The sequence below is a fragment of the Pseudomonas sp. LS1212 genome (assembly GCF_024741815.1).
GTDB lineage: Bacteria > Pseudomonadota > Gammaproteobacteria > Pseudomonadales > Pseudomonadaceae > Aquipseudomonas.
In genome coordinates this window covers 2,078,335-2,090,219 of record NZ_CP102951.1, presented here as the reverse complement: position 1 = coordinate 2,090,219, position 11,885 = coordinate 2,078,335, and the positions used below count along the sequence as shown (strand labels likewise).

Annotated in this window: 8 protein-coding genes and 3 pseudogenes; 9 read left to right on the top strand and 2 right to left on the bottom strand. The window is 61.4% G+C overall.

Annotation, left to right across the window (positions count from 1 at the left end):
- Positions 1–4: 4 nt before the first annotated feature.
- The 7 genes and pseudogenes from nuoI to NVV94_RS09830 form a co-directional block, all read left to right on the top strand.
- Positions 5–553, top strand: coding sequence for an NADH-quinone oxidoreductase subunit NuoI (gene nuoI / locus NVV94_RS09860; protein ID WP_258446978.1), 549 nt, complete (start codon positions 5–7; stop codon positions 551–553).
- A gap of 9 nt (positions 554–562) precedes the next feature.
- Positions 563–1,063, top strand: a complete 501-nt coding sequence (gene nuoJ, locus NVV94_RS09855) for an NADH-quinone oxidoreductase subunit J (RefSeq protein ID WP_258446977.1) — start codon at positions 563–565, stop codon at positions 1,061–1,063.
- Between the two features lie 4 nt (positions 1,064–1,067).
- Complete coding sequence (nuoK, locus tag NVV94_RS09850) at positions 1,068–1,376, top strand: NADH-quinone oxidoreductase subunit NuoK (protein WP_028944232.1); 309 nt, start codon at positions 1,068–1,070, stop codon at positions 1,374–1,376.
- Entirely contained in the window at positions 1,373–3,226 is a 1,854-nt protein-coding gene (gene nuoL, locus NVV94_RS09845) for an NADH-quinone oxidoreductase subunit L (protein WP_258446976.1), read from the top strand. Before nuoK ends, nuoL begins: the two co-directional genes overlap by 4 nt.
- Before the next feature lie 39 nt (positions 3,227–3,265).
- On the top strand, positions 3,266–4,798 hold the full coding sequence (nuoM, locus tag NVV94_RS09840; protein WP_258446975.1) for an NADH-quinone oxidoreductase subunit M: 1,533 nt from the start codon (positions 3,266–3,268) through the stop codon (positions 4,796–4,798).
- A 7-nt stretch (positions 4,799–4,805) separates the two neighbouring features.
- On the top strand, positions 4,806–6,275 hold the full coding sequence (nuoN, locus tag NVV94_RS09835; RefSeq protein ID WP_258446974.1) for an NADH-quinone oxidoreductase subunit NuoN: 1,470 nt from the start codon (positions 4,806–4,808) through the stop codon (positions 6,273–6,275).
- 352 nt (positions 6,276–6,627) lie between these two features.
- Positions 6,628–6,837, top strand: a pseudogene (locus NVV94_RS09830) (TonB-dependent receptor); the annotation flags it as partial.
- 34 nt (positions 6,838–6,871) lie between these two features.
- Here the strand turns inward: NVV94_RS09830 and NVV94_RS09825 are convergent.
- Positions 6,872–7,932: pseudogene (locus NVV94_RS09825) on the bottom strand (AI-2E family transporter).
- A gap of 119 nt (positions 7,933–8,051) precedes the next feature.
- Entirely contained in the window at positions 8,052–9,371 is a 1,320-nt protein-coding gene (locus tag NVV94_RS09820) for a Na+/H+ antiporter family protein (protein WP_258446973.1), read from the bottom strand.
- 356 nt (positions 9,372–9,727) lie between these two features.
- On the opposite strand from NVV94_RS09820, the pseudogene NVV94_RS26835 reads away from it, so the two are divergent.
- Positions 9,728–10,969 (top strand): annotated as a pseudogene (locus NVV94_RS26835) (chemotaxis protein); the annotation flags it as partial.
- A 150-nt stretch (positions 10,970–11,119) separates the two neighbouring features.
- Positions 11,120–11,875, top strand: a complete 756-nt coding sequence (locus NVV94_RS26830) for a methyl-accepting chemotaxis protein (protein ID WP_408733490.1) — start codon at positions 11,120–11,122, stop codon at positions 11,873–11,875.
- Positions 11,876–11,885: the final 10 nt, after the last annotated feature.

Below are 11,885 nucleotides of genomic sequence, written 5' to 3'. Positions count from 1 at the left end.
ACCCATGTTCAAATATATTGGTGACATCATTAAAGGCACGGGCACTCAGCTGCGCAGCCTGGTGATGATTTTCGGTCACGGCTTTCGCAAGCGTGACACCCTGCAATACCCGGAAGAACCGGTCTACCTGCCGCCGCGCTACCGTGGCCGTATCGTCCTGACCCGTGACCCCGATGGCGAAGAACGCTGCGTAGCCTGTAACCTGTGCGCCGTTGCGTGCCCGGTTGGCTGCATCTCGCTGCAGAAAGCCGAAACCGACGACGGTCGCTGGTACCCCGAGTTCTTCCGTATCAACTTCTCGCGCTGCATTTTCTGCGGCCTCTGCGAGGAAGCCTGCCCGACCACCGCGATCCAGCTGACACCGGATTTCGAGATGGCCGAGTTCAAACGTCAGGACCTGGTGTACGAGAAAGAAGATCTGCTGATCTCCGGCCCCGGCAAGTACCCTGACTACAACTTCTATCGTGTTGCAGGTATGGCCGTTGCCGGCAAGCCGAAAGGCGCTGCGCAGAACGAAGCCGAGCCGATCAACGTGAAGAGCTTGCTCCCTTAAGGAAGAAAGATGGAATTCGCTTTCTATTTCGCATCCGGTGTCGCTGTGGTGTCCACCCTTCGGGTGATCACCAACACCAACCCCGTGCACGCCCTGCTCTACCTGATCATTTCGCTGATCTCGGTGGCCATGACCTTCTTCAGCCTCGGCGCACCGTTCGCCGGGGTTCTGGAAGTGATCGCCTACGCCGGCGCCATCATGGTGCTGTTCGTCTTCGTGGTGATGATGCTCAACCTTGGCCCGGCCTCGGCGCAGCAGGAACGCGCCTGGCTCAAGCCGGGCATATGGGCGGGCCCTGTTTTCCTCGCTGTCTTGCTGATGGCCGAACTGCTGTATGTACTGTTCGCCGAACCAAGCGCAGCCGGTATCGGGCACACCACCGTTGATGCCAAGGCGGTGGGTATCAGCCTGTTCGGCCCGTACCTGCTGGTCGTGGAACTGGCTTCCATGCTGCTGCTCGCTGCAGCGGTGACGGCTTTCCATCTCGGCCGCGCCGAGGCGAAGGAGTAAGAACATGCCTGCAATTCCTCTTGAACATGGCCTGGCCGTCGCCGGCATCCTGTTCTGCCTGGGTCTGGTCGGCCTGATGGTGCGCCGCAACATTCTCTTCGTGCTGATGAGCCTGGAGATCATGATGAATGCCTCCGCCCTGGCCTTCATCGTCGCCGGTAGCCGTTGGGCGCAGCCGGATGGGCAGATCATGTTCATCCTGGTGATCAGCCTTGCAGCTGCCGAGGCCAGTATCGGCCTGGCGATCCTGTTGCAGCTGTATCGCCGCTTCCACACTCTCGATATCGACGCTGCCAGCGAGATGCGCGGATGAACCTTATCTATCTGACGTTCGTATTCCCTCTGATCGGCTTCCTGCTGCTGTCGTTTTCCCGCGGGCGCCTTTCCGAAAACCTGTCTGCGCTGATCGGCGTCGGCTCCGTTGGCCTCTCGGCCATCGTCGCCGCCTATGTGATCTGGCAGTTCAATGTGGCGCCGCCCGAGGCCGGCCACTACACCCTGGTGCTCTGGCGCTGGATGTCAGTGGACGGGTTCGAGCCCAACTTCGCCCTGTACGTCGACGGCCTGTCGATCACCATGCTCGGCGTGGTGGTCGGGGTGGGTTTCCTGATCCACCTGTTCGCCTCCTGGTACATGCGCGGTGAAGCGGGCTATTCGCGGTTCTTCGCCTACATGAACCTGTTCATCGCCAGCATGCTGTTCCTGGTGTTGGGCGACAACCTGCTGTTCATCTACTTCGGCTGGGAAGGCGTGGGCCTGTGCAGTTACCTGTTGATCGGTTTCTACTACAGCAACCGCAACAACGGCAACGCCGCACTGAAAGCCTTCATCGTCACCCGCGTCGGCGACGTGTTCATGGCCATTGGCCTGTTCATCCTGTTCCAGCAACTGGGCACGCTCAATGTCCAGGAACTGCTGGTCAAGGCGCCTGAGCACTTCAAGGTCGGTGACTTCTGGATCGTCCTGGCGACCCTGATGCTGCTGGGCGGCGCTGTCGGTAAATCCGCGCAACTGCCGCTGCAAACCTGGCTGGCGGACGCGATGGCTGGCCCGACGCCGGTTTCGGCGCTGATCCACGCGGCAACCATGGTGACCGCCGGTGTCTACCTGATCGCCCGTACCCACGGTTTGTTCGCCCTGGCGCCGGACATCCTGCATCTAGTGGGAATCGTCGGTGGGGTGACCCTGGTCCTGGCTGGCTTCGCCGCGCTGGTCCAGACCGACATCAAGCGCATCCTCGCCTACTCGACCATGAGCCAGATCGGCTACATGTTCCTGGCCCTGGGCGTCGGCGCCTGGGAAGGCGCGATCTTCCACCTGATGACCCACGCCTTCTTCAAGGCCCTGCTGTTCCTTGCCTCGGGTTCGGTGATCGTTGCCTGCCACCACGAGCAGAACATCTTCAAGATGGGCGGCCTGTGGAAGAAGCTCCCGCTGGCCTACGCCAGCTTCATCGTCGGTGGTGCCGCCCTGGCTGCCCTGCCGCTGCTGACCGCCGGCTTCTACTCCAAGGATGAAATTCTCTGGGAAGCGTTCGCCAGTGGCAATCAGGGTCTGCTGTATGCCGGCCTGGTCGGTGCCTTCATGACCTCGCTGTATACCTTCCGCCTGATCTTCATCACCTTCCACGGTGAAGCCAAGACCGAAGCGCACGCAGGCCACGGCATCACCCACTGGCTGCCACTGAGCGTGCTGATCGTGCTGTCGACCTTTGTCGGCGCCCTGATCTCGCCACCACTGGCTGGCGTACTGCCGCAAAGCGTCGGCCATGCCGGTGGCGAAGCCAAGCACAGCCTGGAAATCGCCTCGGGCGCCATCGCCATTGCCGGTATCCTGCTGGCGGCCATGCTGTTCTTGGGCAAGCGTCGCTTCGCCACTGCCGTCGCCAACAGCGCGCCGGGGCGTATGCTTTCGGCCTGGTGGTTCGCTGCGTGGGGCTTCGACTGGATCTACGACAAGCTGTTCGTCAAACCTTACCTGTTGATCATCCATGTGCTGCGCCGGGACCCGATCGACCGCAGTATCGGCCTGATTCCACGCATGGCAAAAGGCGGCCACTCCGCCATGAGCCGTACCGAAACCGGTCAGCTGCGTTGGTATACAGCTTCCATCGCCGCAGGCGCAGTGCTGGTGCTCGGCGCCGTAGTACTGGCTGCGATCTGATATGAACCTTGCGAATTTGCGAAAGGAATTGAGCCCGTCATGATTTTGCCTTGGCTGATCCTGATCCCCTTTATCGGCGGCTTGCTCTGCTGGGTGGGTGAGCGCTTCGGCGCCACCCTGCCACGCTGGATCGCGCTGCTGACCATGTCCACGCTGCTGGCCCTCGGCCTCTGGCTGTGGGCCAACGGCAACTACACCCTGGCGCCCGCTCCGGGCGCTGAACCGGCCTGGGCGCTTGAGTTCAAGCTGCCCTGGATCGAGCGCTTCGGCATCAACGTGCACCTGGCCCTCGACGGCCTGTCGCTGTTGATGATCCTGCTGACCGGCCTGCTCGGCGTCCTCTCGGTGCTCTGCTCGTGGAAAGAGATCCAGCGTCACGTGGGTTTCTTCCACCTGAACCTGATGTGGATCCTGGGCGGCGTCGTCGGCGTGTTCCTGGCCCTGGACCTGTTCCTGTTCTTCTTCTTCTGGGAAATGATGCTGGTGCCGATGTATTTCCTCATCGCGCTCTGGGGTCATAGTTCGTCGGACGGCAAGAAGACCCGGATCTACGCGGCGACCAAGTTCTTCATCTACACCCAGGCCAGCGGCCTGATCATGTTGGTGGCGATCCTGGGCCTGGTTCTGGTCAACTACAACAGCACCGGTGTGATCACCTTCGATTACAGCCAGCTGTTGAACACCCAGATGTCCAAGGGCACCGAGTACATCCTGATGCTCGGGTTCTTCATCGCCTTCGCGGTGAAGCTGCCAGTGGTGCCCTTCCACTCCTGGTTGCCTGATGCGCACGCCCAGGCGCCGACTGCAGGTTCGGTCGACCTTGCCGGTATTCTGCTGAAAACCGCTGCCTATGGGATGCTGCGTTTTGCCCTGCCGCTGTTCCCGAACGCTTCGGCCGAGTTTGCACCGGTCGCCATGACCCTGGGTCTGATCGGGATCTTCTACGGTGCTTTCCTGGCCTTCGCCCAAACCGACATCAAGCGTCTGGTCGCGTTCTCCAGCGTGTCGCACATGGGCTTCGTGCTGATCGGGATCTACTCCGGCAGCCAGCAGGCCCTGCAAGGCGCTGTGATCCAGATGCTGGCACACGGTCTGTCGGCAGCGGCACTCTTTATCCTGGCCGGCCAGCTCTACGAGCGCATGCACACCCGCGACATGCGTGAAATGGGTGGCCTGTGGTCGCGCATCGCTTACCTGCCGGGAGTCAGCCTGTTCTTCGCCGCTGCCTCGCTCGGCCTGCCAGTGACCGGCAACTTCGTCGGCGAGTTCCTGATCCTGATCGGCACCTTTGCCAGCGCCCCGTGGGTCACGGTGCTCGCCACCTCCGGCCTGGTGTTCGGTTCGGTCTACTCGCTGATCATGATTCACCGTGCCTATTTCGGCCCGTCCAGGTCCGATGAAGTATTGGCGGGCATGGATGGTCGCGAACTGATCATGGTGGTGGGCCTGGCCGGCCTGCTGATCCTGCTCGGGGTCTACCCGCAGCCGTTCCTCGACACCTCTGCCGCCACCATGAGTGGTGTGCAGCAATGGTTCGGCTCCGCCTTCACTCAACTCGCTTCGGCCCGGTAAGAGCGCTATGGACCTTACGACTCAAAGCTTTATCGCGCTTGCGCCGCTGCTGATCACCAGCGCCACGATCATCGTGGTGATGCTGGCGATCGCCTGGCGTCGCAATCACTCACAAACCTTCCTGCTCTCGGTGGCAGGCTTGAACCTGGCGTTGCTGTCGATCCTCCCGGCGCTGAAAGTCGCTCCGCTGGCCGTCACTCCGCTGCTGCAGATCGACAACTTCGCCTGCCTGTACATGGCACTGATCCTGGTTGCCACCCTGGCCTGCGTCACCCTCGCCCATGCGTATCTGGGTGATGGCGGCTCGGGCTACCCGGGCAACCGCGAAGAGCTGTACCTGCTGATCCTGATGGCCGCTGCCGGCGGCCTGGTGCTGGTCAGCGCGCAGCACCTGGCGGGCCTGTTCGTCGGCCTGGAGCTGCTATCGGTACCGGTTTACGGCTTGGTCGCCTATGCCTTCTTCAACAAGCGTTCGCTCGAAGCCGGCATCAAGTACATGGTGCTGTCGGCCGCCGGCTCGACCTTCCTGCTGTTCGGCATGGCGTTGCTCTACGCCGACGCTGGCAGCCTGAGCTTCAGCGGCATCGGTGCAGCCCTGGCCGCCACCGGCATGCCGAGCATGCTGGCGCAACTGGGCCTGGCCATGATGCTGGTCGGCCTGGCGTTCAAACTGTCGCTGGTACCCTTCCACCTGTGGACCCCGGACGTGTATGAAGGCGCTCCGGCGCCCGTCGCCGCCTTCCTGGCTACCGCCAGCAAGGTCGCCGTGTTCGCCGTGGTCGTGCGTCTGTTCCAGCTCTCTCCTGCTGCCAGCAGCGGCGTGCTGCACGACGTGCTGGCGGTGATCGCGGTCGCTTCGATCATCATCGGCAACCTGCTGGCCCTGACCCAGAGCAACCTCAAGCGTCTGCTCGGCTACTCCTCGATCGCCCACTTCGGCTACCTGCTGATCGCCCTGGTGGCGAGCAAGGGGCTGGCCGTGGAAGCTATCGGCGTGTACCTGGTCACTTACGTGATCACCAGCCTGGGCGCCTTCGGCGTCATCACCCTGATGTCCTCGCCGTACAACGGTCGTGACGCTGATGCGCTATACGAGTACCGCGGCCTGTTCTGGCGTCGTCCGTACCTGACCGCCGTACTGACCGTGATGATGCTGTCGCTGGCCGGTATCCCGCTGACCGCCGGCTTCATCGGCAAGTTCTACATCATCGCCACTGGCGTCGAGTCGCACCTGTGGTGGCTGATCGGTACCCTGGTGCTGGGCAGTGCCATCGGCGTGTTCTACTACCTGCGCGTGATGGTCACCCTGTTCCTGATCGAACCGAACCTGCGTCGTCACGATGCACCGCTGAACTGGGAACAACGCACCGGTGGCGTGATGCTGCTGGCGATCGCGATCGTGGCGTTCGTGCTCGGCGTGTACCCGCAACCGCTGCTGGACATGGTGCAGCATGCCGGGTTTCAGCTAGTCGGCTGATGTAACCCACGCTACACCCAACACCCCGCTTCGGCGGGGTGTTTTGTTTTCCGCAGGGGCCGAAAATCTTGCGGCCGCTTCGCGCCCGAGCGCAGCCTGGCGGCAGCGGCTACAAATGTCCGGCACACCATGGTCGGCGTAGCCGCTGCCGCAGGCTGCGCTCGGGTGCGAAGCGGCCGCAATATGCACGTGCTTCGGATGATGCATTGTTCGTCTGAGCTTCCATTGCCTCGTCAGACCGAATCATTTGGAGCTTCATTCGATGCGTGCCCCCCTGCCCTTCACCTTCCCGCTCGCGTTGTTGGGCGTTGCGTAATCCGCCCACGCCAACGAAGGCATCGAACTGGACCAGATGACCATCCAGGGCAACGAAACCAGCGAGCTCGAGTCAGCCCGCAACCGATTGAACGAAGTCCCGGGTGCCAGCAACCTCATCGACATGGACCGCGTCGAGCAAGGCCGCACCGCTACCAACCAGGACGTGTTCGCCTATCAGCCGGGCATCTATGCGCAATCGGCCGGCAATGACGGGATCAAGCTCTCCATCCGTGGGTCGGGCATCATCCTACAGTTTCAGGTAGTTCCAAAAGACTGAACTAGGGCAACTGCACCTTCTGTTTGTTGCTGACGAAAATATCCCAGCAAGACATGAACAAGGCGGCGATCAACGGCCCGATCACAAAACCGTTGAGGCCAAATACGGCCAGGCCGCCGAGGGTTGAAATCAGCACCAGGTAATCTGGCATCTTGGTGTCCTTGCCGACCAGGATGGGCCGCAGGACATTGTCCACCAGGCCAATGACGAACACACCGTAGAGTGCCAGCAGCACGCCCTCCCAGGTTTCACCGATCATCAGGAAGTACGCGGAGACCGGTGCCCAGACAATCCCCGCGCCTACGGCTGGCAACAGTGAGAGTAACGCCATCATCACTGCCCAGACCAGGGCGCTGAGTATATCCAGAAACCAGAAGATCGCCCCGCCCAGCGCACCCTGGGTGATGGCCACCAGCACGTTGACCTTTACGGTCGCCCGTACCACACGGTTGAACTTCAGCTGCAGCAGGCGTTTCTGGTGTTCGGCAAGCGGAACGGCCGTACGGATTTTACGGGCCAGTTCGGCGCCATCGCGTAAAAAGAAGAACAGCAGGTACAGCATGGTGGCGAGGCTGATCAATAAATCGAACGTGCCCTGGCCAAATAGGAAACCTGGGTCGCGAAGAACTGGCTGCCCTGCACGGCGCTCTTGGTGATCTTGTCGCGCAGGCCTTCGAGGTCGCCCATGCCCATCCGGTCGAGCATGCGCTGCATGTAGGTTGGCAGCATGTCCTTGAGCTGGGCGATAAAGCCGGCAATGTCCAACTGCCCGCTTTCGATGCTTTTGTACAGCGCCGCACCCTCCTGAATCAGCAAGGTGCCGACGATGAGCACAGGCAGGATCGCAATGACCAGACAGACCAGCAACGAGATGAACGCCGCCAGATTGCGCCGCCATTTCAGGCGCATCAACAACCAGCGCTGCAGCGGGGCGAAGAGAATGCCCAGAATCACTGCCCAGAATACTGCGCCGTAAAAGGGCACCAGAATCCACATGAAGGCGATGGTTACCAGCAACAGGAGCAGTAGCAGGTATCTGTTTTGCAGCGTGGTCTCGTTCATGCCTGGTCCTTGTCAGCAAAGCGCCGGATAAAGCGGTGCGCCTTAATGCTTGGTCAACCGATCCAGGTACGAGTTTAGAACTGCATCATAAATCCCGAAGGCCCGCAAAGGCAGGAGGCTTACAACACCATCGCCGCCACCCAACCAAACCCCAGCAACGGCAGGTTGTAGTGCAGAAAGGTCGGTACTACCGTGTCCCAGATGTGGCTATGCTGGCCATCAACGTTCAAGCCGGAGGTCGGCCCCAGGGTCGAGTCCGAGACCGGCGACCCGGCGTCGCCCAAGGCGCCGGCCGTGCCCACTATGCAGACCGTGGCGATAGGGTCGAACCCCAATTGCACGCAAAGCGGGACGAAAATCGCTGCCAGGATCGGTACTGTCGAAAACGACGAACCAATCCCCATGGTCACCAGCAGGCCAACCAGCAGCATCAACAGCGCGCCGATGCCTTTGCTGTGATTGATCCAGTAAGCGGACGATTCGACCAGACTGCGAACCTCACCGGTGGCTTTCATCACCTCGGCAAACCCGGAGGCGGCAATCATGATGAAGCCGATCATGGCCATCATCTTCATGCCTTCGGTGAACAGGTCATCGGTCTCGCGCCAGCGCACGATGCCCGATAGCGAAAAAATCACGAAACCGGCCAGGGCGCCGACAATCATCGAATCCAGCCACAGCTGAATGATGAACGCCGCGGCAATGGCCCCCAGGGCGACCAGCAGTGTCAGTGGGTTGTAGCGGATGCTGACCTGTTCGACCTGTTCGATCTTCTCAAGATCGTAGACCCGCTTCTTGCGATAGCTGATGAAGACCGCGACCAGCAGGCCGACCAGCATGCCCGCCGCCGGAATCGCCATGGCGTGGGTCACGCTCACCGCGCTGACATCCACCCCGCTCCTGCTGACACTGGCCAGCAGGATCTCGTTGAGGAAGATATTGCCGAAGCCTACCGGCAGAAATATGTACGGCGTGATCAGACCGAAGGTGATCACGCAGGCCACCAGCCGCCGATCGATTTCCAGGCGGGTCAGTACATACAGCAAGGGCGGAACCAGCAAGGGGATGAAGGCGATGTGGATCGGCAGGATGTTTTGCGAGGAAATCGCCACCACCAAAAGCAGGCCGATCAACAACCATTTGATTTGCCCGGTCTGGGCCGCATGCCGGCGATCGACCATGGCCAGGATCCTGTCGGCCAGGGCGTGGGCCAGCCCCGACCTGGCAATGGCTACCGCGAATGCGCCCAGCAACGCGTAGGACAAGGCAACAGTGGCACCACCACCCAGCCCCCCGTTGAAGGCCTTCAACGTACCCTCAATTCCCAGGCCGCCGATCAGGCCACCCGCTAATGCACCGACAATCAGCGCGATGACCACGTGCACGCGGGACAAGCTGAGAATCAGCATGATGCCGACCGCGGCAATAACTGCATTCATTTAATATCCAACCTCTTGGAACAAGTCACTCGAAAAACACTGCACAACGCATCTGTTGCAGCGACCGAACGGGATCTTCGGCGGCCTTGCGCACAGGGGTGTCCCGGCGAAAGGGCGCACACTCTGAAGCAGCTCTGGCGGGTTGTCAAAACGCGTTGCCGCAGGCCTGGGCAGGGTCGCAGTCCTGACCATTAACGGCGTAAAAGCGTTTGCATTGGCGCGCATGACAAGTTCGAAAAAGTCGGCAGCCAAACAGGCCGCGAAAGTGCATTTAATTGCCCCGCTCGAATAAAGAAAGCCGCCCGTTTACCGATATAGACGACAGCCTTCGTGTTTATCGATCAAGGGACTTCGCCATGTCGCTCAGACAACTTTCCATCCAATGGAAGATCACCCTGCTTGCCGGATTGTGCCTTGCGGGCATCGTCACCCTGCTTGTCGGGCTCTCGCTGTATCGCATGGAGCACAATTCGGAGCTGGTCAAGGCCAGCAGCATGCAAATGCTGACCGGCGCCGCACAGGCCCGCATCGAATCCCAGGGCGAAGTCCAGGCCTTGAGCATCCGCCGCCAGTTCATGGATGCCTATCAGTACGGCAATGGCTTTTCCCGTCAGGTACTGTTTTTGCGCGAACAGGCGGAAAAGCGCTTTCTCGACGCCTTCGACCTGCGCGAGGACCTGACCCGTCAGGTCAAGTCCGCCCTGCAGGCCAACCCGGATTTACTCGGCTTGTCGCTGGTATTCGAGGCCAATGCGCTCGATGGCAAGGATGAGCTGTTCGCCGACCAGCCGGCCGTGGGCAGCAACGAGAAGGGTCGCTTCTCGCTCTACTGGTCGCAACCGACACCCGGCCAGCTGACCTCCATGGCGTTGCCCGAACGCGACCTGGTCGATACCAGCAAAGGCCCCAGCGGCGAGCCCAACAACGCCTGGTTCGTCTGCCCGCGCAGCACCCAGAAAACCTGCGTGATCGAACCCTACTTCTACGAAATCAACGGCCAGAACGTGCTGATGACCAGCATCGTCTTCCCGCTGATCGCCAATGGCAAGGTGATCGCGTCGCTCTCGGTCGACATCAACCTCAACAGCCTGCAGGCCGTCAGCCAGGAGGCCAGCCGCAATCTGTACGAAGGTCGGACCAACGTCAGCATCCTCAGCCCTGCAGGTTTGCTGGCCGGCTACAGCCCCGATGCGAGCAAACTGGCCACGCGCCTGGACCAGATCGACCCCGACAAGGGTGCCGAGCTGATTGGCCTGCTGTCGGACAGCAAAAGGATGCACAGCGTGCACCACGAAGCGCGCCTCAAGGTGCTGGCGTCGTTCGCTCCGATCCCTGGCGGCAAACCCTGGGGTGTACTGCTCGATGTACCGGAGCAAGCCCTGATCGGCCCGGCCGAGGCACTGAAAACCGAACTCGACCAACGCAACACCACCGGCACCTTGATCGAACTGGGACTGGGCCTGCTGGCGGCCGTCATCGGCCTGCTGCTGATCTGGCTGATGGCGCGCAGCGTGACTAAACCGATTCTGGGCGTGGCGCACATGCTGCAGGACATCGCCAGCGGCGAGGGCGACCTCACCCGTCGCCTGCACTATGACAAACGCGACGAGCTGGGCGAATTGGCTGGCTGGTTCAACCGTTTTCTCGACAAGCTGCAGCCGACCATCGCCGAGGTCAAACGCTCGGTTCAGGATGCCCGCAACACCGCCGATCAGTCCGCGGCCATCGCCAGCCAGACCAGCGCCGGCATGGAGCAACAGTATCGCCAGGTCGACCAGGTGGCCACGGCCTCCCACGAAATGAGCGCGACTGCCCAGGACGTCGCCCGCAGCGCCGCGCAGGCCGCCCAGGCTGCACGTGACGCGGACCAGGCAACGCGTCAGGGGCTGGCCGTCATCGACCGCACCACCAGTAGCATCGACCACCTGGCCGCCGACATGAGCACCGCCATGTCCCAGGTCGAAGGCCTGGCCGCGAGCAGCGAGAAAATCGGTTCGGTACTGGAAGTGATTCGTGCGATTGCCGAACAGACCAACCTGCTGGCGCTCAATGCGGCTATCGAAGCCGCCCGCGCCGGTGAAGCCGGGCGTGGCTTTGCGGTAGTCGCCGACGAAGTGCGCAACCTTGCACGCCGCACCCAGGAGTCGGTGGAAGAGACGCGCCAGGTCATCGAACATCTGCAGGAAGGCACCAGGGTCGTGGTCGACGCCATGGGCAACAGCCATCGTCAGGCCAATGGCAGTGTCGAGCAGGTCAGCCAGGCCGTCACCGCCCTGCGCCAGATCGGCGATGCTGTGACGGTCATTACCGACATGAACCTGCAGATTGCCAGTGCTGCCGAAGAGCAGAGCGCCGTGGCCGAAGAGATCAACAACAACGTGGCGACCATCCGCGATGTGACCGAATCGCTGTCCGGCCAGGCCAACGAATCGGCTCGCGTCAGCCAGTCGCTCAACAGTCTGGCCAATCAACAACAAGGGCTGATGGACCAGTTCCGCGTCTGATCACACCCTG

Coding starts and splice junctions, on each gene's coding strand:
- nuoI (WP_258446978.1), top strand. CDS start 5: ATGTTCAAATATATTGGTGACATCATTAAAGGCACGGGCACTCAGCTG.
- nuoJ (WP_258446977.1), top strand. CDS start 563: ATGGAATTCGCTTTCTATTTCGCATCCGGTGTCGCTGTGGTGTCCACC.
- nuoK (WP_028944232.1), top strand. CDS start 1,068: ATGCCTGCAATTCCTCTTGAACATGGCCTGGCCGTCGCCGGCATCCTG.
- nuoL (WP_258446976.1), top strand. CDS start 1,373: ATGAACCTTATCTATCTGACGTTCGTATTCCCTCTGATCGGCTTCCTG.
- nuoM (WP_258446975.1), top strand. CDS start 3,266: ATGATTTTGCCTTGGCTGATCCTGATCCCCTTTATCGGCGGCTTGCTC.
- nuoN (WP_258446974.1), top strand. CDS start 4,806: ATGGACCTTACGACTCAAAGCTTTATCGCGCTTGCGCCGCTGCTGATC.
- NVV94_RS09820 (WP_258446973.1), bottom strand. CDS start 9,371: ATGAATGCAGTTATTGCCGCGGTCGGCATCATGCTGATTCTCAGCTTG.
- NVV94_RS26830 (WP_408733490.1), top strand. CDS start 11,120: ATGGAGCAACAGTATCGCCAGGTCGACCAGGTGGCCACGGCCTCCCAC.